Origin of the sequence: Streptomyces sp. SID12488, from assembly GCF_010548275.1 — a bacterium.
In the GTDB taxonomy this organism is placed as follows: Bacteria; Actinomycetota; Actinomycetes; order Streptomycetales; family Streptomycetaceae; genus Streptomyces.
Genome location: NZ_JAAGLT010000017.1, coordinates 17,055 through 36,472, shown reverse-complemented (window position 1 = coordinate 36,472; position 19,418 = coordinate 17,055). Strand labels below are relative to the sequence as shown.

Genomic DNA, 19,418 nt, shown 5'->3' with positions numbered 1-19,418 from the left:
GCGGCGGCCTCTCGTAGCTTCCTCCGAACAGGACCGTGGCGCCGGCCTGCACGAAGCGCCAGTAGAATCCGTACACGTGACCGCCGCACCCGCAAAGCCCCGCATCCCGAACGTCCTCGCCGGACGTTACGCCTCCGCCGAACTCGCCACGCTCTGGTCGCCCGAGCAGAAGGTGAGGCTGGAGCGCCAGCTCTGGCTCGCCGTGCTGCGGGCCCAGAAGGACCTCGGTATCGAGGTGCCCGACGCCGCCCTCACCGACTACGAGCGGGTCATCGACACCGTCGACCTGGCGTCCATCGCCGAGCGCGAGAAGGTCACCCGGCACGATGTGAAGGCACGGATCGAGGAGTTCAACGACCTCGCCGGGCACGAGCACGTCCACAAGGGCATGACCTCCCGCGACCTCACCGAGAACGTGGAGCAGCTGCAGATCCGGCTCTCGCTGGAGCTGGTGCGCGACCGTACGGTGGCCGTGCTGGCGCGGCTCGGGAAGCTCGCGGGTGAGTACGGCGAGCTGGTCATGGCCGGCCGCTCGCACAACGTGGCCGCGCAGGCCACCACCCTCGGCAAGCGGTTCGCGACCGCCGCCGACGAGCTGCTCGTCGCGTACGCCCGGGTCGAGGAGCTGCTCGGGCGGTATCCGCTGCGCGGCATCAAGGGTCCCGTGGGCACCGCCCAGGACATGCTGGACCTGCTCGGCGGTGACGCGGCCAAGCTCGCGGAGCTGGAGCAGCGGATCGCCGGTCACCTGGGCTTCTCCAGCGCCTTCACCTCCGTCGGTCAGGTGTACCCGCGCTCGCTCGACTACGAGGTCGTCACCGCGCTGGTGCAGCTGGCCGCCGCGCCCTCGTCGACCGCCAAGACGATCCGGCTGATGGCCGGGCACGAGCTGGTGACCGAGGGCTTCAAGCCCGGCCAGGTCGGCTCGTCGGCGATGCCGCACAAGATGAACACGCGTTCCTGCGAGCGCGTCAACGGGCTCATGGTGATCCTGCGCGGCTACGCCTCGATGACGGGCGAGCTGGCGGGCGACCAGTGGAACGAGGGCGACGTGTCCTGCTCGGTGGTGCGCCGGGTGGCCCTCCCCGACGCGTTCTTCGCCCTTGACGGACTACTGGAGACCTTCCTGACGGTCCTCGACGAGTTCGGCGCCTTCCCGGCCGTCGTCGCGCGCGAGCTGGACCGCTACCTCCCCTTCCTCGCCACCACCAAGGTGCTGATGGGCGCGGTGCGCGCCGGTGTCGGGCGTGAGGTCGCGCACGAGGCCATCAAGGAGAACGCCGTCGCCTCCGCGCTCGCCATGCGTGAGCAGGGCACCGAGCGCAACGAGCTTCTCGACAAGCTCGCCGCCGACGAGCGCATCCCGCTGGACCGCGCTCAGCTCGACGCGCTGATGGCCGACAAGCTGTCGTTCACGGGCGCCGCCGCCGACCAGGTCGCCGCCGTGGTCGCGCGGATCGAGGAGATCACCAAGCAGCACCCCGAGGCCGCGGCCTACACCCCCGGAGCGATCCTCTGACCCGCTTCACCCAGGCCGAACTGGAGGCCGCGCGCGACCGTCTCGTACCGGACGTCGTCGCGGACGGCCTCCACGTCCTGTTCTGCGGCATCAATCCAGGCCTGATGACGGCGGCGACGGGCCATCACTTCGCCCGCCCCGGCAACCGCTTCTGGCCCGTCCTCCACCTCTCCGGGTTCACGCCGAGGCTGTTGAAGCCCACCGAACAGGGCGAGTTGCTCGCGTACGGGCTCGGCATCACGAACGTCGTCGCGCGGGCGACCGCCCGGGCCGACGAGCTGTCCCCGGAGGAGTACCGCGAGGGCGGCCGTCTGCTGGCCGCGAAGGTGACGCGGCTGCGGCCCCGCTGGCTGGCCGTGGTGGGCGTGACGGCGTACCGGGCCGCGTTCGACGACCGCAAGGCCCAGGTGGGCCCGCAGGAGCGGCTGATCGGGGACACGCGCGTGTGGGTACTGCCCAACCCGAGCGGTCTGAACGCGCACTGGACGGCGGCGACCATGGCCGAGGAGTTCGGACGGCTGCGGGAAGCGGCCTCCTCGGCCGCGTAGGGCCGCGTACGGCTGCGCATGGTGCCGCGTACGTCCGTCACGCGTCCCGGCACCGCACGCTCCACGCTCCCGCGAGCAGTGCGGCCGCCGTCCAGAGGGCGGTCACCGCGAGACCGGTCCAGGGGCCGAGGGAGCTGTCGGACGTCTCGTAAAGGATCACCTGGCCCGCCCGGTCGGGCATGAAGTCGGTCAGCCCACCTGCCACATCCCCGACCACGAACGAGATGACGAGGATGAAGGGGATCAGGATGCTGAGCGTAGCCGTGCCGCTGCGCAGCAGGGCGGTGAGTCCGGCCGCGAGCAGCGCCATCAGCATGAGGTAGACACCGCAGCCCGCGACACCGCGCGTCTGTTCGCCCAGCGTGAGTCCGCTTGCCGCGTCGCCCAGACCCGCCCTGGCGGCGGCGAGCGAAGCGGCGCCGGTGACCAGCCCCACCAGCAGGGCCGGTACGCCGATGGCCGCGATCTTGGCCGCGAACCACCAGCCGCGTTGTGGCACCGCAGCCAGGGCGAGTCGCAGTCCGCCGCCGTGGAACTCGGCCGAGACGGCCGTCGCGCCGAAGGCGATGGCGGCGATCTGGCCGGGCGCCACTCCGGAGAGCGCCATGAACAGCGGGTCGAACTCCGGGTCGGACGTACTGGACACCCCGGCGAGCGCGGAGAAGGCCGTGGACACGGCGAACACCGCCAGCAGCGCGCCGCAGAGTGAGCGGAGCGTTCGGATCTTCAGCCACTCGGAGCGCAGAACGGGTGCGAACGGCATGGTCAGGCCTCCTGGGGCTGTGCCGGGGACTGCTGGGCGGCGAACTCGGTCTCGGACATCGTCAGATCGACGTAAGCCTGTTCCAACGTGCCTTCCTCCATGGCCAGTTCGAGGAGTGGCACGTCGGCGTCCGACGCGAGCCGCCCGATGTCGTCCACGCGTGCGTGGTGCACGGTCAGGTGCCCGTCCTCGTGCTCGGCGGCCTCGAATCCGTGGCGCGCGAGGGCCTCCTTGAGTGCGGTGCCCTTTGTCGTACGCACCCGCACACGCGGCTGTACGCGCGCGTGGATGAACTCCCGCATCGGGGTGTCCGCGAGGAGACGGCCGCGGCCGAGGACCACGAGGTGGTCGGCGAAGGAGGCGGTCTCGTTCATGAGGTGGCTGGACACCAGGACCGTCCGGCCCTCGCCGGCCAGACGGCGCAGCAACTCCCGGATCCAGATGATGCCTTCGGGGTCGAGTCCGTTGGAGGGCTCGTCGAGGAGCAGCACGGGCGGATCGCCGAGGAGGGCGGCCGCGATGCCCAGGCGTTGGCGCATGCCCAGGGAGTACGTCTTCACACGGCGCCTCGCGGCGGACACGAGCCCCGTCTCCTCCAGGACCTCGTCCACCCGGCGCTCCGGGATGCGGTTGCTCAGCGCCAGCACTCGCAGATGGTCACGCGCGGTGCGTGAGCCGTGCGCAGCCTGCGCGTCGAGGAGGGCGCCCACCTGGCGCAGCGGTTCGCCGAGCGTGGCGTAGGCGTGCCCGCCGACCTTGGCGGTACCGGACGTCGGCCGGTCCAGGCCGAGCACCAGCCGCATTGTGGTGGACTTTCCGGCGCCGTTGGGGCCGAGGAAGCCGGTGACGCGGCCGGGCAGGACACGGAAGGTGAGGTGGTCGACGGCTCGCGTCGTGCCGTACTCCTTGGTGAGATTCTGGACGTCGATGCTGGTCATGGCAGCAGCCTGGCTGCCGGACGGGGTGCGCGCCTCCCCCACCGGAGGGTTTCGTCTCCCCCGCCCGGGGGAGGCCTGTTGTCAGTGGCACCTGCCACGATGTCGGGATGGTCCGCGTCCTTCGCCCGTTCACCCGGGCGGTCACTTACACACGATGGCTACATCTGTTCATCGCCATCGTGTGGCCCGCCATGTGGCTGTTCGTCGAGGACGCGTGGTGGATCTGGCTCCTGTCGGCCGGGGCGATCGGACTCGCCGGACTCGTGCCCGCGATGCGCACCGTGGAAGGACTGCAGGCCAGACTGCTGCTCACCGACCACCGCCACCACAACAACGGCGAGAGCAACGGGGGCGATTCGGGGATTGTCGCCGCCTCGTCCGTCACCTGGGGAGACCGGGGCCGTACGGTGCTCTGGCTGGAGGCCCGGCTGGTGCTCGGGGGTCTCGTCTCGATGCTGACCGTCCAACTGCCCATCACCACCGAGGTTCTGGTGAGAACCGCGCTGGGGGACACCCCGGGCGACGGTGCCCTGCTGCGCGTCGAGAGCCACCACTGGTGGCACGCGCTGCTCGCACCGCTGCCCTTGGTCCTGCTGGCCGCGGTCGTGGTCGGCTCGGGCGAGCTGATCACCCGGCTGGCCGGGCGCCTGCTCGGCCCCTCCCCCACGGAGCGGCTCGCCGCACTGGAGGAGCGCACCGAACAACTCCTGGAGCGCACCCGCATCGCCCGTGAGCTGCACGACTCCATCGGGCACGCGCTCACGGTTGCGGTGGTGCAGGCGGGCGCGGCCCGTGCGGCGGGCGATCCCGCGTTCACCGACCGGGCGCTGGAGGCCATCGAGGAGACCGGCCGGGACGCGCTGGAGGACCTGGAGCGTGTCCTCGGCGTACTACGGGAGTCGGGCAGGCCCGCGAGCAGCCGCCCGGCCCTCACCGAGGCCGACCGCCTCCTGGAGTCCGCGCGCTACTCCGGGGCGAAGGTCGAGATGGAGGTGACCGGCCCTCTCGACGGTGTGCCGGGGCCGGTGTCCCGCGAGGGCTACCGGATCCTCCAGGAGTCGCTCACCAATGTGCTGCGGCACGCGGGGGCCGTTCCCGTCCGGGTCCGTATCGGGGTCGCGGACGACATCCTCGCCCTGGAGGTCCGCAACCCGCTCACCGCCGCGATACCCGGCCCCGGCCGGGGCAGCGGCCTGCGCGGCATCCGGGAGCGCGCGGCGCTGCTGGGCGGCCGTGCGCGGACGGGGCCCGACGAGGGCGACTGGCAGGTGCACGTCGAGCTGCCGCTGCGCTGATCTACGCTGCCCGGATGCCCATAACCGTGCTCCTGGTCGACGACGAGCCCCTCGTACGGGCCGGTCTGCGGGTCGTGTTGGAGGCTCAGCCCGATATCGAGGTCGTCGGGGAGGCCGCGGACGGGGCCGCCGTCATACCGTTGGTCAGGCAGCTGCGGCCGGATGTCGTCGCCATGGATGTGCGGATGCCCTTGATGGACGGCATCGAGGCCACGCGAGCGCTGCTGCGGACCATGGCGGAGCCTCCGAAGATCCTGGTGGTGACGACGTTCGAGAACGACGAGTACGTGTACGAGGCGCTGCGGGCCGGTGCCGACGGGTTTCTGCTCAAGCGGGCCCGGCCGGCCGAGATCGTGCACGCGGTGCGCCTGGTCGCCGAGGGCGAGTCGTTGCTGTTCCCGGCCTCGGTACGGCGGTTGGCGGCCGAGTACGGGGAGGAGGGCGGCGGGAATCGGGCCGCCCGGGCCGTTCTGGAGCGGGCGCGGCTGACCGAGCGCGAGGCGGAGGTGCTGCGGCTGATGGCGCGGGGCCTGTCCAACGCGGAGATCGCCGCCCGGTTGGTCGTCGGGACCGAGACCGTGAAGTCGCACGTCAGTGCCGTGCTGGCGAAACTGGAGGCCCGGGATCGTACGCAGGCGGTCATCGTGGCGTACGAGTCCGGGTTCGTGGCGCCCGGATGATCCCGGCCCGTCGGACAGGTCGGAGGTGTCCGGCTCTCGCACGGGTGCTCCGCGCCGAGTACGATCCGCCCCACACGCGCACGAGCTGGGAGGACGTACGTTGGGGCAGCTGACCGGTGGGGATCCCTCGCTGCTGCGAAGGATCAACTCCGCGGTGGTGCTGCACGCGCTGCGTGCCACGGACTGCGCGACACTGACCGAGATCACCCGGGTCACCGGGCTGTCCAGGCCGACCGTCGAGGGCGTCGTCGAGGGGCTCATCGAGGCCGGGCTCGTCGTCGAGAAGGCCGCCGACGAGAGCGTCGCCCGGCGGCAGGGGCGGCCCGCGCGGCGGTTCCGGTTCCGGGCGGAGGCCGGGCATCTGCTGGGGCTGGAGATCGGGTCCCATCGCGTCGCCGCGCTGCTGTCCGACCTGGACGGGCGACTTCTGGGGTCGATCTCGAAGGACGTCGACGAGGCGGCACCCGCGGACGAGCGGCTGGAGCGGCTGCGCTCCGCGGTCGCCGAGTTGCTGCGCCGCGCCGGGGTGGCCCGTGACTCGCTGCGGGCCGTGGGCGTGGCCACGCCCGGGATCGTGGAGGCCGACGGGGTCGTGCGGCTGTGCACGGCACTGCCCGAGTGGACCGGGCTGCGGCTCGGTGAACGGCTCAGCCGGTCCTTCAAGTGCCCTGTGCTCGTCGAGAACGACGCCAACGCGGCTGCCGTCGCCGAGCACTGGAAGGGCGCGGCGATCGACTCCGACGACGTGGTGTTCGTACTGGCCGGGCTGAGTCCGGGCGCCGGTTCACTGATCGGGGGGCGGCTGCACCGGGGGTTCGGCGGGGCGGCCGGGGAGATCGGCGCGCTTCATCTGCTGGGCCGGGAGGCGACCCCGGAGGCGCTGCTGTCGACCACGGGCGAGCCGCTGCACCCGCTCGACGAGGTGGCGGTCGCCGGAGTGTTCGCTCGCGCCCGCGAGGGCGACGAGCAGGCCCGCGCGGCCGTCGACCGCTTCATCCAGCGGCTGGTCCACGACGTGGCCGCGCTCGTCCTTGCCCTCGACCCCGAGCTGGTCGTCGTCGGCGGCTGGGCGGCGGGGCTGGACGGCGTACTGGAACCCTTGCGTGACGAGCTGGCGCGTTACTGTCTGCGCCCGCCCGGCGTGGCCCTGTCGCTCCTCGGCGAGGCGGCTGTGGCGACGGGCGCGCTGCGGCTGGCCCTCGACCATGTCGACGAGCAGTTGTTCGCGGTGGAGGGGACAGTCACGGCCCGGCGCTGAGCGCTCCGCGAAGTGCGGTTGGGGAATCTGCGGGCCCGTCGTGGCTGGTCGCGCAGTTCCCCGCGCCCCTTTGGGGCGCGGGGTTGTACGGACCTCAGGACGCGCGGCGTTCCGGGCCGTGGTGTATCTCCACTCCCCCGGTGTCGCCGAAGGTCAACCGGCACGTGTCAGCGCGATAGGTCGCCACGGAGATTGCGGCCGTGCGGCCCTCGGTGAAGAAGCGGGTCGTGACGACGAGCACGGGGGCCCCGGGGAGGCGGTCCAGCTCCTTGGCGTCGTCCGCACGGGCCGAGCCGAGCTCCACGGAACGGTCCTGGCCCTCCAGCTCCAGACGCTGGAGTTCGCGCAGCACTGCACGCGCGCGTGCCGCGCCGGACGGGGCGTCTATCGCCGACAGGTCGGGCACCGATGCGGCCGGGACGTAGAGCAGCTCGGCGGCGACCGGCTGGCCGTGTGAGACGCGCGAGCGGCGCACGGTGTGAACGGCCTCGTCCTGGCGGGTCTCCAGGGCGGCGGCCACGGACACGGCCGGTACGGTCAGCGCGCTGTCCACGGGCTGCCACGCGTCGCCCGCCGCACCCGGCCACACGTGCCGGGCAGTGCCGACGGAGACGCCCATGCGCGGCGGGGCGACGGTCGTACCGACACCGCGCCGGCGCTGGAGCCGGCCTTCGAGTTCGAGCTGCTCCAGTGCCTGGCGGAGCGTGGCACGGGCCACGCCGAAGCGGGCCGCGAGGTCACGCTCGTTCGGCAGGATCTCGCCCACCGTGAACTCGGAGTCCAGTGCCTGACTGAGCACGGTCTTCAGATGCCAGTACTTCGGCTCCGGCACCGTTTCCAACTGCGTGGTCCCCACCATGTCCTCCGCAATCGCCGTGGTCTCGGCGGCGTTTGGCGCCCTTGTTTATTAAAGGTTGTTGCACTTTCCTGCGACCATAGGGCGGCCCTGAGGCTTGGTCAAGACCAATCAGCCTTCCTGAGGAAGGGCCAGGGAGCGCACCTTGTCCGGGTTGCGGATGATGTACACGCACTGGATACGGCCGTCCGCCACATCCATCTGGAACACGGCGTCGGGCTTGCCGCCGTCCAGGATCAGTACGGCGAAGCCACCGTTGACCTCCAGGAAGCGGAAGGACGCGTCGCCGAGGCCCTTGCTCGCGGTGCCGATGACGAAGCGGCCCACGCGGTCGGCCGACTCCAGGATCCGGCGCGGCGCCCGCGCCAGGCCGCCGCTGTCGGCGACGAGGCAGACGTCCGGGGCGAGCAGTTCCATGAGGCCCGCGAGGTCGCCCTGTTCCGCGGCGACGAGGAACCGTTCGGTCAGGTCACGGCGCTGCGCCGGGTCGACCTCGTAGCGCGGGCGGCGTTCGTCGACGTGTCGGCGGGCGCGTCCGGCGAGCTGCCGCACCGCCGGTTCGGTGCGGTCGAGCATCGCGGCGATCTCCGCGAACGGGTACGCGAAGGCCTCCCTGAGGACGAACACCGCGCGCTCCAGCGGCGAGAGGGACTCCATGACGACCATGACCGCGAGGGACACGGTGTCGGCGAGCACGGCCCGCTCGGCCGCGTCGGGAACGGTCCCTGCGGCCCCGGTGAGTTCGGTGACGTACGGCTCGGGCAGCCACGGGCCGACGTATGTCTCGCCGCGCGCCTTCACCTGGCGCAGCCGGTCGATGGCGAGCCGGGTCGTGACGCGCACGAGATAGCCGCGCGGTTCGCGTACGTCGGTCCGGTCGGCGGCGGCCCAGCGCAGCCACGCGTCCTGGACGACGTCCTCGGCGTCGGCCACCCGGCCGAGCATGCGGTAGGCGACGCCCATCAGGACGGGCCGGTGCTCTTCGAAGACGTCGTTCACGGTGTCGGCGGTCACTGCCCCATCCCAACCCGGCGCCGAGGGTGATGTCCAGCGCATTGTCGGCCGCCGCCCCCGAGGGCTACCGGCCAGTATTAATTGCTGACAAGCTGTCTACGCAGTGCCCGTGGACAGCCACGCAGACGTGTACGACCGCGTACGACCGACCGCGTACGACTAGGAGCAGGCCCATGTCCTCCACCGTCACCTTCGAGGTCCCCTCTCCGTACGACCCGGCGGCCGAGCCCAGGGCCGTGACCCTGTCGTACGCGCGCGTGGGCGCCGGCGAACCGCTTCTGCTGCTGCACGGCATCGGGCACCACCGGCAGGCCTGGGACCCGGTGATCGACATCCTGGCCACCGAGCGCGACGTGATCGCCGTCGATCTTCCGGGGTTCGGCGCGTCCCCGGCACTGCCGGACGGCTTCGCCCACGACCTGCCGACGATGACGGCTGTCTTCGCCGCCCTGTGCGAGGCGCTGGAGCTGGACCGTCCGCATGTGGCGGGCAACTCGCTGGGCGGTCTGCTGGCTCTGGAACTCGGGCGCGAGAAGCGCGTACGGTCCGTCACCACACTCTCCCCGGCGGGGTTCTGGTCGCAGGCCGAACGGAGGTACGCGTTCGGAGTGCTGCTCGCGATGCGGCGGGCCGCGCGGAGCATGCCGGTGCCGCTGGTCGAGCGACTGTCGCGCTCGGCGGCGGGGCGGAGCGTCCTGACGAGCACCATCTACGCCCGTCCCGGCCGCCGTTCACCCGAGGCCGTCGTCGCCGAGACGCTCGCCCTGGCGAACGCCAAGCGGTTCACGGAGACCCTCAGGGCCGGCCGCGACATCCGCTTCACGGACGACGTCCCGGACGTCCCGGTCACCGTGGCGTGGGGCACCCGGGACCTGCTGCTCATGCGCCGCCAGGGCGTCCGCGCCAAGCAGATCATCCCCAGGGCCCACCTGATCCGACTCCCCGGCTGCGGCCACGTCCCGATGAACGACGACCCGGCGCTGGTCGCCCGGGTCCTCCTCGACGGCAGCCGCTGACCGGCGCGCGAAGACCAACGCACCGGATCCCAGAACGACTCCGACACCGACGAGGGCGCTTCCGGCGGCCTGCGGGGCGCCGTAGGAGCCCGTGCCGACGAGCGGGGCGGTGCAGGCCGCCGCTACGGGGATGAGGCCGGAGAAGAGCGTGGCGCGCTCCGCGCCGATCCGCTGCACGCCGATGTACCAGCACACGAAGCCGACGACGGTGACGACGGCCGCCTGCCACAGCAGCGCGGCGGTCTCGGTGGGGTCGGGCACGCGCAGCCAGCCGGTGCCGTCGAGGACCACCCCGGCGAGCGCGGACTCGGCGGCGGCGAGGCCGCACACGGTCGCGGACAGCAGCCGGGGCCCGAGGGGTCGCAGCACGGGTACGGCGAGCACCGCGAACCCGACCTCACCGGCCAGCGCGCACCCGGAGAACGCGATGCCCACGCCGTCCGTGCGGCCCCAACCCTGGACCGCGAAGGCGCCCACCGCGACGGTCAACGCCCCGTACACCACGGCCCGCCTGGGCCGTCGCCCGTCCAGCAGGGGGACCAGGACCGCCACGACCACGGGCGCACAGCCCACGAACACCCCGGGCACCGCCGGCTCCGCGCTGCGTTCGGCGGCGATGACGGCCAGGTTGAATCCGACCATGCCGACGGCGGAGAGTAGCGTGAGGCGAATCCACTGGCGGGCGGTGAGCGTCCCGAGCGGGGCGGCACCACCCCTGCCGATCAGTGGCAGGAGCAACAGACAGGCCAGCCCGTAGCGCAGGAACTGGCCGCCCACGTACGGGTAGTCGCCGAGGACACTGTTGGCAGTGAAGGAGCAGCCGACGAGTACGGCGGCGAAGGCCGCGAGGAGGGCCCCGCGCGCGGGAGTGATGTCGGCCGGGTCGGCGGTGGCGTTCATGGAGGTGACGCTAGGGAGTGCGGCGGCCCGGATTAAGGTCCACTTCCATGACGTCATCGGGGACCAGTCCGGGCGGCCCGCCGGGCTCCGCCGCCTGGGAGTTGCTGCTCCCGGCCGCTGTCGCACCCCCGCGCGCGCGTGGGCGTTCGCTTCAGGAGGCACTCCGAGAAGCGGTCCGGTCGGGGCGGCTCGGACCGGGAACGCGGCTGCCGTCGAGCCGGGATCTCGCGGCCGACCTCGGGGTGTCGCGGGGGCTGGTCACGGAGGCGTACGAGCAGTTGACCGCGGAGGGTTATCTGCGCAGCGGACGCGGGGCCGGTACCTGGGTGGGCGGTGCCGCCCGGGCCGCCCGTCCACGCGCGCGGGACCTCGCCCCGCGCTCCGCCGGCACCCGGGCCGACTTCCTGCCGGGCACCCCCGATCTGTCGCTGTTCCCGCGTGCCGCATGGGCCGCCGCCCAGCGCGGGGTGCTCGCGGAACTCCCCCATCACGCCCTCGGCTACCCCGACGCGCGCGGCCTGCCGCGGCTGCGGACGGCACTGGCGGAGCTGCTCGCGCGACGCCGGGGGGTGGTCGCGGACCCGGAACGGCTGGTGATCGTCTCCGGGGTGGCGCAGGCGACGACGCTGCTCGGCCACGTGCTTCACGCGCGCGGGATGCGCGACATCGGCGTCGAGGACCCCGGAAGCCCGGAACACGGCTCCCTGTACGCCTCGGCCGGTCTGGACGCCGTACCGCTGCCCCTGGACGACGAGGGCCTCGGCCTCGATGCGCTGCGGGCCTCAGGGGTACGGGCGGTGATGACCACGCCCGCCCATCAGTTCCCCTCCGGGATCGCCTACTCCGCGGGCCGCCGCACCGAACTCCTCGACTGGGCGCGGTCGGTCGACGGGCTGGTGATCGAGGACGACTACGACGGGGAGTTCCGGTACGACCGCGCTCCGGTGGGCGCGCTGCAGGGGCTCGATCCCGAGCGCGTCGCCTACACGGGGTCCGTCAGCAAGTCGCTCGCGCCCGGGTTGCGGCTCGGCTGGCTTCTCGTGCCGGAGTCGCTCGCCGAGGAGGTCGTGGAGCGGAAGCGGACGATGGACCTGGGGCATCCCGCCCTCGACCAGGAGCTGTTCGCGCGGTTCGTGGAGCACGGCGACTACGACCGGCATCTGCGCCGGTGCCGGCGCGCGTACCGGGAACGGCGCGATGTCCTCGTAGCGGCGCTGGCGGAGCATTTTCCCGGGGCCGAGGTGTCGGGGATCGCGGCCGGTCTGCATGTGATCGCCGCGCTGCCGGAGCGGTACGGGCCCGAGGACCGCTTCCTGGAGCGGACGGCGGCGGCCGGGGTCGCGGTACGGCCGCTGGCGGACTTCGCGCACGCGCCCGTGCGGGGCGGGGGCGTACGGCTGGTGCTGGGGTACGCGCAGTTGTCGCCCGCCCGGATCGGGGCGGGGGTGCGGCTGATGGCGGAGGCTCTCGCTTTCTGACGCCCCCCTGCCTGTTGCCTTCGGGGCCCCGCAGTCGGCTCGCACACCGGCTCCCGTGTCCTCGGTGGCAGTTGTTCATGTGTGGTTTGCGTGGGCGCTGCGGTGTCCCCGTAGTTGTGGCTGTGCACACTCGCCGGATCCTGTCCCCGGAGGCACGCCCCATGTCAGCTTCTCCCCTGCCCGGTCGTCGCAGCGTGCTGCGCGGTTCGCTCGCCGCTTCGGCGGCCCTGACCCTGCCCGCCGCCGTCGGTGCGGCGGCGCCCGCGTTCGCCCTGTCCGGGCGGCCGAAGGCGGGGTGGGGGGTTCAGACGGGTGATGTGACCGCCGACTCGGGGCTGGTGTGGGTGCGGTCCGACCGGCCGGCCCGGATGGTCGTCGAGACGTCCGCCACCTCGTCGTTCCGCAACCCCCGCCGGTGGCACGGTCCGCTGCTCGGTACGGACACCGACTTCACCGGTACGACCCGGCTGCGCGGGCTGCCGCCGGGCGAGCAGATCCACTACCGCGTGCTGCTCGCCGACCCGGACGACCCGCGCCGCACCGGCGAGCCGGTGACCGGCACCTTCCGTACGGCGCCGGTGCGGCGGCGCGACGGGGTGCGGTTCCTGTGGTCCGGGGACCTTGCGGGACAGGGCTGGGGCATCAACCCGGATCTCGGCGGCTACCGGATCTATGACGCGATGGGGAAGCTCGACCCCGACTTCTTCCTGTGCAGCGGCGACAACATCTACGCCGACGGTCCGATCGCCGCGACCGCCGCGCTGCCCGACGGCAGCACCTGGCGGAACATCACGACCGAGGAGAAGTCGAAGGTCGCCGAGACGCTCGCCGAGTTCCGCGGCAACTTCCGCTACAACCTGCTCGACGAGAACCTCCGGCGGTTCAACGCCCAGGTCCCGTCGGTCATCCAGTGGGACGACCACGAGGTGCGCAACAACTGGTATCCGGGGGAGCGGGTTCTCGACTCGGACACCCGCTACACCGAGAAGAGCGTCGACGTCCTCGCCGGTCGCGCCCGGCGGGCCTTCAGCGAGTACTTCCCGATCTCCACGCTCCGGCCGGGCGCCCGGGACGGCCGTGTACAGCGCGTGCTGCACCAGGGGCCGCTGCTCGACGTGTTCGTCCTCGACATGCGGACGTACCGCAACGCCAACTCCCCCGACGACCAGACCGTCGACCCGCAGGGCATCCTCGGCGCCGAGCAGCTGGAGTGGCTCAAGCGGGAACTGTCCTGCTCGCGTGCCGTGTGGAAGGTGATCGCCGCCGACATGCCGCTGGGCCTGGTCGTGCCGGACGCCACCGAGGGCAAGGCCAACATCGAGGCCGTCGCACAGGGTGATCCGGGTGCGCCGCTCGGGCGTGAACTGCAGATCGCCGAACTGCTGCGGTACATCAAGCACCGTCGGATCACCGGCACGGTCTGGCTGACCGCCGACGTCCACCACACCTCGGCCCAGCACTACCAGCCCACGCGGGCCGCCTTCACCGACTTCGAGCCGTTCTGGGAGTTCGTCTCGGGCCCGCTGAACGCCGGGGCGTTCCCCGCCAGCGCGCTCGACGGTACGTTCGGTCCCGAGCGGGTCTTCGTGAAGGCGCCGACCGCGGCGAACGTCTCGCCCGCCGGTGGCTACCAGTTCTTCGGCGAGGTCGACATCGACGGCGGCAGCGGGGAGCTGACGGTACGGCTGCGCGAGCAGGACGGGACCGTGCTGTTCACGAAGGTGCTGCAGCCGGGACGAGTGGGGCAGTAGGGGCGCATACGACATTAACTGTAAAAAAGTAAACCAAAGGGGCGGAATGCAACTTAACCCTTCGGTCACAGTCCGTTCGTGATCACGCAACACCGTTGGCGCATGGTGGCTGCATGAGTCGAAACGTATCTGAGGACACTTCGGAGGCGGACAGCCGCCCGGTACGCCAGTGGCGGCGGGATGTCGTCGAACTCGCCGCGCTGCTGCGCACATGGTGGGCAAGCCGCCACGGTCACGCACCGCCGGACGACAACGATGCCGACACCGATACCGATGCCGACACGCGCGTCGATACGGGTACAGGTTCGGGTACCGGCGCGAGCGTGCTGTGGCGGATGCGGACCACGGTGCAGGACCAGCCGGGATCGCTCGCCTCGCTGTGCACAGCCCTCGCCGAGCGGCGTATCGACATCCTCAGCCTGCAGACGCATCCGCTGGCCCGGGGCACCGTCGACGAGTTCCTGCTGCGCGCCCCCGGTGACCTCGCCGCCGCCGAGATCTCCGGGTCGGTGTCCCGGGCGGGCGGCGCCGGGACGTGGATCGAGCGGGCCGACGCCCACGATCTCGTCGACGCGCCGACCCGGGTGCTGGGCCTGGCCACCCGTACGGCCCTGGACGCGGCAGAACTGCCGCTCGCGCTGCGCCAGTTGCTCGGCCGGTGCACGATCCGTTCGCTGCCCGGCGGTAACTCGGCGGCGCGGGAGGACGTGCCGGTCGAGGGTGCCCTGGAGGAGACGGACACGGTGATGCGGCTGCGCGCGCCGGAAGGCGGAGTGATCACCGTGGAGCGGCCGTATCTGCCGTTCACCCCGACCGAGTTCGCCCGGGCGAGGGCCCTGGTGGAGCTGGACGCGCGGCTCGGTCCGCGCGTCCCGCACGGCCAGGACGCACTGACGCTGCCGAGGGGCAACGCCATCACCGTACGGCGCGCCGACGCGAGCGATCTGGACGCGGCGAAGGCGATGCACGAGCGCTGCTCGCCGCGCACCCTCTCGCTCCGCTACCACGGCCCGATGGGCGACGCCGACCGCTACCTGGGCCACCTGCTCAGCCCGCGCTACGGCCGTACGCTCGCCGTACAGACGGCGTCGGGACGGGTGGTCGGCCTCGGTCACCTTCTCTGGGACGGCGACGAGACCGAGATCGCGCTGCTCGTCGAGGACGAGTGGCAGCGGCGCGGCATCGGCGGCGAACTGCTGCGCCGGCTGGTGTCGATGGCGCGCGAGGCTAACTGCGAGCACGTGTACGCCGTCACGCAGTCCTCCAACACCGGCATGGTCGCCGCGATGCGCGCCCTCGGCCTGCCACTCGACTACCAGATCGAGGAGGGCACCCTCGTCATCACGGCCCGCCTGGACGCGACCCAGGTCGCCTCGCCGAGGACATACGACCACAGCGCGCGGGACTGATCCATCCCCTACGGGTCCCGTACTGATCACGCTCACGACCGGCCCGGCGGCTCCCGCCGGGCCGGTCGCGCGTTCCGGCGTGAATCGACGTGACGCCGCCCGCCGTCGCATACGAGGATGGCGTCATGTCAGACATCAAGAGCCCGCTGCCCAGAGAGGTCGCCGACACCTACGTCGACGACCTCATCGCCCTCGACCCGGTCACCGGTACGTACCTCGGCGTGAAGGAGAGTTCGAGCCGGCTCCCGGACACCTCGCCCGCCGGCCAGGAGGCCCTGGCGGAGCTGGCGCGGACGACGCTGGCCCGGCTGGACGAGGCCGAGCAACAGCCCGGCGCGGACAGTGACATCGAGCGGCGCTGCGGGCGGCTGCTGCGCGAGCGGCTCACCGCCGAACTAGCCGTGCACGAGGCCGGCGAGGGCCTGCGCGCCGTCGGCAACATGCACACGGCCGCGCACTCGGTGCGCGAGGTGTTCACCGTGACGCCGACGGACACGGACGAGGACTGGACGGCGGTCGCGGAGCGGCTACGCGCGGTTCCGGCCGCGCTTCGGGGCTACCGGGAGAGCCTGGCCCTGGGCCTGGAGCGCGAGCTGTACGCGGGTCCGCGCCCCACCGCCACGTTCGTCGAGCAGCTCGGCGAGTGGTCCGACCTGGAGGGCAAGGGTCTCGGCTGGTTCGAGGACTTCGTGTCGGCCGGCCCCGGGGCGCTGCGCACCGAGCTGGACGAGGCGGCCCGGGTCGCGGACGCGGCCGTCGTCGAACTGCGGGACTGGATGCGGGACGTGTACGCGCCGGCCGTCGAGGGCGCGCCGAACACGGTGGGCCGTGAGCGGTACGCGCGCTGGTCGCGTTACTGGAACGGCACGGATCTGGACCTGGACGAGGCGTACGCGTACGGCTGGGCCGAGTACCACCGTCTCCTCGGTGAGATGAAGCAGGAGGCCGAGAACATCCTGCCCGGCGCCGCGACACCGTGGGTGGCGCTGGCGCATCTCGACGAGCACGGCACGCACATCGAGGGCGTCGACGAGGTCCGCGAATGGCTCCAGGGCCTGATGGACCAGGCGATCGAGGCGCTGGACGGCACGCACTTCGAACTCGCCGACCGGGTGAAGAAGGTGGAGTCCCGCATCGCGCCGGCGGGCAGTGCGGCGGCGCCGTACTACATGTCCCCGTCGGAGGACTTCTCCCGTCCCGGCACCACCTGGCTGCCGACGATGGGCCAGACCCGCTTCCCCGTGTACGACCTGGTCTCGACCTGGTACCACGAGGGCGTCCCCGGCCACCACCTGCAGCTCGCGCAGTGGGCGCACGTCGCCGAGAACCTCTCCCGCTACCAGGCCACCGTCGGTGGCGTCAGCGCCAACTGCGAGGGCTGGGCGCTGTACGCGGAGCGCCTCATGGACGAGCTGGGCTATCTCACGGACGCGGAGCAGCGCCTCGGCTACCTCGACGCGCAGATGATGCGGGCGGCCCGGGTCATCGTCGACATCGGCATGCACCTGGAACTGGAGATCCCGGCGGACTCCCCGTTCCACCCGGGCGAGCGCTGGACCCCGGAACTGGCGCAGGAGTTCTTCGGCGCCCACAGCAGCCGCCCCGCGGACTTCGTGGAGAGCGAACTGACGCGTTATCTGACCATCCCCGGCCAGGCGATCGGCTACAAGCTGGGCGAGCGGGCGTGGCTGCTGGGCCGGGAGAACGCCCAGCGCCGCCACGGCGACGCCTTCGACGCGAAGGCCTGGCACATGGCCGCGCTGTCGCAGGGTTCCCTGGGGCTGGACGACCTGGTGGACGAGCTGTCCCAGCTGTGAGGTAGCTCGCCGAGGGCAACTCGGGGGCGGGGGACGAGGTTTGTGGGGGCTGGGGCTGGGGTTGTGAGGCTGGAGGGGGCGGCTGGGGTACGCCCTGCTCCCCCGCCCCTGTCCGGCTCCCCCTCCGCACCGGTAAATTCGCTGTCTCCCGCCCCTCCCCGTGAGCCACCCTTGACCCCATGAACGCCCGAACTCTCTTCCTCTCTCCGCGCGTTACCGCGACGGGACACGCCCTGGCCGACGCGGCACGCGGACGCGCCATGGGTGTCGAGGTCCTGCGCGAGTGGCGCGTGCCCGAGGAGTGGCGGGCGGCCGAGGGCGCGACGCTGTACGCCGGGCCCCTGTTCGCGGACGCGGTGGCCACGGAGCTGGGGCTCGGGCTGCTGGAGCCGGCGCCGGACTGGCTGGCCCGGCTGCCGTACGAACTCACGCACAGGGAGATCGAGTTCAGTACCGTCGCCGAGGCTCGGCAGCTGCGGCGGCCCGCCTTCGTGAAGCCGCCCAACGACAAGAGCTTTCCCGCGCGCGTCTATCCGGACGGGAGCCGGCTGCCGGGTGCCGACGCGGTCGACGACGGCACGCCGGTGCTGGTGAGCGACATCGTGACGTTCGCCGTGGAGTACCGGCTGTTCCTGCTCGACGGTGAAGTCCGCACCGGGAGCAGGTACTTGTCGCACGGTGAGCTGGATGTCGTCCCGCTCGACGAGGACCCTCGGAAGGCGGAGGTACTGGCCTTCGCGGGACGCCTGGCGACCCGGCATCTGCCGAGTGCCGTCGTCGTGGACGTCGGTCTGCTGTCGGAGGGCTCGGAATGGGCGGTCGTCGAGGCCAACGCCGCCTGGGCCAGCGGGCATTACGCCTGTGATCCGGCTGCCGCCCTCGATGTCGTCCTGCATGCGGCCCGCCCGGAAGGGGAGTTCGGCCCGGCGGACCGTACCTTCCTGCGCCCGCTGCCCGAAGTCGTGCGGGACTGAGCCTCGTACGCCGGCGAGGCCCGTACGCCGCTGCGGCTCGTACGGGACTGCGGCTCGTACGGGACTGCGGCTCGCGTTCGCTTCAGCAGCCGCAGGCCGCCGCGTCGACCGAGGCCGTCAGCGCGTCGGCGGTGCGGCGCTCCCGTCCCTCCCACGTCTCGAACTCGAAGCCCTCACGCACCCAGTACTCGAAGCCGCCGAGCATCTCCTTGACCTGGTAGCCGAGTTGGGCGAGGGCGAGGGCGGCACGGGTCGCTCCGTTGCAGCCGGGGCCCCAGCAGTACGTCACCACCGGCACGGACCTGTCGAGGAGCCCGGCGGCCTGTTCGGGGATCAGGGCCGTCGGCAGGTGAAGGGCGCCTGGGATGTGGCCCTGGTCCCAGGACTCGGTGGAACGCGAGTCGACGACGACGAATCCCGGGTCGCCGTCGGCGGCGAGTGCGGCGGCCACGTCGGAGACGTCGGCGTGGAAGGCGAGGCTCGCGCCGAAGTGGGCGGCGGCCTCGGTCGGGGAGGCGGGCGCGACACGCAGGACGGGGTTGAGGACACTCGTGCTGACGGTCATGAGCTGCTGGCCTTTCCCTGGGGGAGCCCGGGCCGGGACTCCATGGCCAGAAATCTACGGCCGACGGTCACTTCACCTGAAGGTGTGATCCACGGGCTTCCGCTTGTTCAGCCGGGGATCTCCCTGCTATTCCTCAGGTATGAGCACGTTTTCCCCGGACGCCACCGACTGGCGCATCCTCGATGTCCTCCAGCGCGACGGTCGCGCCACTTTCGCCGAGCTGGCGCGTGCCGTCGCGATGTCCCCGAGCGCGGTCACCGAGCGGGTGCGGCGGCTGGAGGAGGCCGGTGTCATCCAGGGGTACTCGGCGGTCGTCGACCCGGAGCGGCTCGGCCTGCCGATCCTCGCCTTCGTCCGGCTCAGGTACCCGAACGGCAACTACAAGCCGTTCCATGACCTGGTCGCCGTGACACCCGAGATCCTGGAGACGCATCACGTGACGGGCGACGACTGCTTCGTCATCAAGGTCGTCGCCCGATCGATGCGGCATCTGGAGGAGGTGTCGGGAAAGATCGGCGCGCTGGGCTCAGTGACCACGAGCGTCGTCTACTCGTCGCCACTCCCCCGCCGCGCCGTCGGTCAGTGAGGGATTGAGCGCCACCGTTCGGTCACACCGGTCACACCGGTCACACCGGTC

The 19,418-nt window shown here is 72.0% G+C and carries 17 protein-coding genes and 1 pseudogene; 12 read left to right on the top strand and 6 right to left on the bottom strand.

Going from position 1 to position 19,418, the window contains the following annotated elements:
• Positions 1 to 76 precede the first annotated feature (76 nt).
• Both purB and mug read left to right on the top strand, forming a co-directional pair.
• A complete protein-coding gene (gene purB, locus G3I56_RS24480; RefSeq protein ID WP_164412436.1) occupies positions 77 to 1,519 on the top strand; it encodes an adenylosuccinate lyase in 1,443 nt (480 codons plus the stop codon).
• A complete protein-coding gene (mug, locus tag G3I56_RS24475; protein WP_164412646.1) occupies positions 1,516 to 2,067 on the top strand; it encodes a G/U mismatch-specific DNA glycosylase in 552 nt (183 codons plus the stop codon). Before purB ends, mug begins: the two co-directional genes overlap by 4 nt.
• Positions 2,068 to 2,104: 37 nt before the next feature.
• On the opposite strand, the gene G3I56_RS24470 is transcribed toward mug, so the two are convergent.
• Both G3I56_RS24470 and G3I56_RS24465 read right to left on the bottom strand, forming a co-directional pair.
• The gene (locus G3I56_RS24470) at positions 2,105 to 2,830 is read right to left on the bottom strand and encodes an ABC transporter permease (RefSeq protein WP_164412434.1); all 726 of its coding nucleotides are present in this window, start codon (positions 2,828 to 2,830) and stop codon (positions 2,105 to 2,107) included.
• A 2-nt stretch (positions 2,831 to 2,832) separates the two neighbouring features.
• Positions 2,833 to 3,768 (bottom strand): ABC transporter ATP-binding protein, encoded by a 936-nt coding sequence (locus tag G3I56_RS24465; protein ID WP_164412432.1) that lies wholly within the window; start codon positions 3,766 to 3,768, stop codon positions 2,833 to 2,835.
• A gap of 107 nt (positions 3,769 to 3,875) precedes the next feature.
• On the opposite strand from G3I56_RS24465, the gene G3I56_RS24460 reads away from it, so the two are divergent.
• From G3I56_RS24460 to G3I56_RS24450, 3 genes are all read left to right on the top strand, one after another.
• Positions 3,876 to 5,063, top strand: a complete 1,188-nt coding sequence (locus G3I56_RS24460) for a histidine kinase (protein ID WP_164412430.1) — start codon at positions 3,876 to 3,878, stop codon at positions 5,061 to 5,063.
• A gap of 14 nt (positions 5,064 to 5,077) precedes the next feature.
• A complete protein-coding gene (locus G3I56_RS24455; RefSeq protein WP_164412428.1) occupies positions 5,078 to 5,743 on the top strand; it encodes a response regulator transcription factor in 666 nt (221 codons plus the stop codon).
• Positions 5,744 to 5,843: 100 nt separating this feature from the next.
• Positions 5,844 to 7,001 carry an ROK family transcriptional regulator gene (locus G3I56_RS24450; protein WP_164412426.1) on the top strand — a complete coding sequence of 386 codons (1,158 nt, stop codon included), beginning with the start codon at positions 5,844 to 5,846 and terminating at the stop codon, positions 6,999 to 7,001.
• A gap of 94 nt (positions 7,002 to 7,095) precedes the next feature.
• On the opposite strand, the gene G3I56_RS24445 is transcribed toward G3I56_RS24450, so the two are convergent.
• Positions 7,096 to 7,857: a GntR family transcriptional regulator gene (locus tag G3I56_RS24445; RefSeq protein ID WP_164412644.1), complete on the bottom strand. Its 762-nt coding sequence runs from the start codon at positions 7,855 to 7,857 to the stop codon at positions 7,096 to 7,098.
• A gap of 111 nt (positions 7,858 to 7,968) precedes the next feature.
• On the bottom strand, positions 7,969 to 8,871 hold the full coding sequence (gene sigJ / locus G3I56_RS24440) for an RNA polymerase sigma factor SigJ (protein WP_164412424.1): 903 nt from the start codon (positions 8,869 to 8,871) through the stop codon (positions 7,969 to 7,971).
• 173 nt (positions 8,872 to 9,044) lie between these two features.
• On the opposite strand from sigJ, the gene G3I56_RS24435 reads away from it, so the two are divergent.
• A complete protein-coding gene (locus G3I56_RS24435) occupies positions 9,045 to 9,887 on the top strand; it encodes an alpha/beta fold hydrolase (RefSeq protein WP_164412422.1) in 843 nt (280 codons plus the stop codon).
• 42 nt (positions 9,888 to 9,929) lie between these two features.
• Here G3I56_RS24435 and G3I56_RS24430 read toward each other — a convergent pair.
• Positions 9,930 to 10,787: pseudogene (locus tag G3I56_RS24430) on the bottom strand (EamA family transporter); the annotation flags it as partial.
• Positions 10,788 to 10,834: 47 nt separating this feature from the next.
• Here G3I56_RS24430 and G3I56_RS24425 point away from each other — a divergent pair.
• From G3I56_RS24425 to G3I56_RS24405, 5 genes are all read left to right on the top strand, one after another.
• Positions 10,835 to 12,265 (top strand): PLP-dependent aminotransferase family protein, encoded by a 1,431-nt coding sequence (locus tag G3I56_RS24425; protein ID WP_164412420.1) that lies wholly within the window; start codon positions 10,835 to 10,837, stop codon positions 12,263 to 12,265.
• Between the two features lie 161 nt (positions 12,266 to 12,426).
• Positions 12,427 to 14,016 carry an alkaline phosphatase D family protein gene (locus G3I56_RS24420; protein WP_164412418.1) on the top strand — a complete coding sequence of 530 codons (1,590 nt, stop codon included), beginning with the start codon at positions 12,427 to 12,429 and terminating at the stop codon, positions 14,014 to 14,016.
• 113 nt (positions 14,017 to 14,129) lie between these two features.
• Positions 14,130 to 15,425 (top strand): GNAT family N-acetyltransferase, encoded by a 1,296-nt coding sequence (locus G3I56_RS24415; RefSeq protein ID WP_164412416.1) that lies wholly within the window; start codon positions 14,130 to 14,132, stop codon positions 15,423 to 15,425.
• 125 nt (positions 15,426 to 15,550) lie between these two features.
• Positions 15,551 to 17,242, top strand: coding sequence for a DUF885 domain-containing protein (locus G3I56_RS24410; RefSeq protein ID WP_164412414.1), 1,692 nt, complete (start codon positions 15,551 to 15,553; stop codon positions 17,240 to 17,242).
• A gap of 179 nt (positions 17,243 to 17,421) precedes the next feature.
• Positions 17,422 to 18,216, top strand: coding sequence for an ATP-grasp domain-containing protein (locus G3I56_RS24405; protein WP_164412412.1), 795 nt, complete (start codon positions 17,422 to 17,424; stop codon positions 18,214 to 18,216).
• Positions 18,217 to 18,298: 82 nt separating this feature from the next.
• On the opposite strand, the gene G3I56_RS24400 is transcribed toward G3I56_RS24405, so the two are convergent.
• A complete protein-coding gene (locus tag G3I56_RS24400) occupies positions 18,299 to 18,781 on the bottom strand; it encodes a rhodanese-like domain-containing protein (protein WP_164412410.1) in 483 nt (160 codons plus the stop codon).
• Between the two features lie 139 nt (positions 18,782 to 18,920).
• Here G3I56_RS24400 and G3I56_RS24395 point away from each other — a divergent pair, with 139 nt between their 5' ends.
• Positions 18,921 to 19,367 (top strand): Lrp/AsnC family transcriptional regulator, encoded by a 447-nt coding sequence (locus G3I56_RS24395; protein WP_164412408.1) that lies wholly within the window; start codon positions 18,921 to 18,923, stop codon positions 19,365 to 19,367.
• Positions 19,368 to 19,418: the final 51 nt, after the last annotated feature.

Bases quoted from the DNA above. Each gene is read 5' to 3' on its own strand.
- G3I56_RS24470 (WP_164412434.1), bottom strand. From the start codon at position 2,830: ATGCCGTTCGCACCCGTTCTGCGCTCCGAGTGGCTGAAGATCCGAACG.
- G3I56_RS24400 (WP_164412410.1), bottom strand. From the start codon at position 18,781: ATGACCGTCAGCACGAGTGTCCTCAACCCCGTCCTGCGTGTCGCGCCC.
- G3I56_RS24415 (WP_164412416.1), top strand. From the start codon at position 14,130: ATGAGTCGAAACGTATCTGAGGACACTTCGGAGGCGGACAGCCGCCCG.
- G3I56_RS24435 (WP_164412422.1), top strand. From the start codon at position 9,045: ATGTCCTCCACCGTCACCTTCGAGGTCCCCTCTCCGTACGACCCGGCG.
- G3I56_RS24465 (WP_164412432.1), bottom strand. From the start codon at position 3,768: ATGACCAGCATCGACGTCCAGAATCTCACCAAGGAGTACGGCACGACG.
- G3I56_RS24425 (WP_164412420.1), top strand. From the start codon at position 10,835: ATGACGTCATCGGGGACCAGTCCGGGCGGCCCGCCGGGCTCCGCCGCC.
- G3I56_RS24395 (WP_164412408.1), top strand. From the start codon at position 18,921: ATGAGCACGTTTTCCCCGGACGCCACCGACTGGCGCATCCTCGATGTC.
- G3I56_RS24420 (WP_164412418.1), top strand. From the start codon at position 12,427: ATGTCAGCTTCTCCCCTGCCCGGTCGTCGCAGCGTGCTGCGCGGTTCG.
- G3I56_RS24460 (WP_164412430.1), top strand. From the start codon at position 3,876: ATGGTCCGCGTCCTTCGCCCGTTCACCCGGGCGGTCACTTACACACGA.
- G3I56_RS24405 (WP_164412412.1), top strand. From the start codon at position 17,422: ATGAACGCCCGAACTCTCTTCCTCTCTCCGCGCGTTACCGCGACGGGA.
- G3I56_RS24410 (WP_164412414.1), top strand. From the start codon at position 15,551: ATGTCAGACATCAAGAGCCCGCTGCCCAGAGAGGTCGCCGACACCTAC.
- G3I56_RS24455 (WP_164412428.1), top strand. From the start codon at position 5,078: ATGCCCATAACCGTGCTCCTGGTCGACGACGAGCCCCTCGTACGGGCC.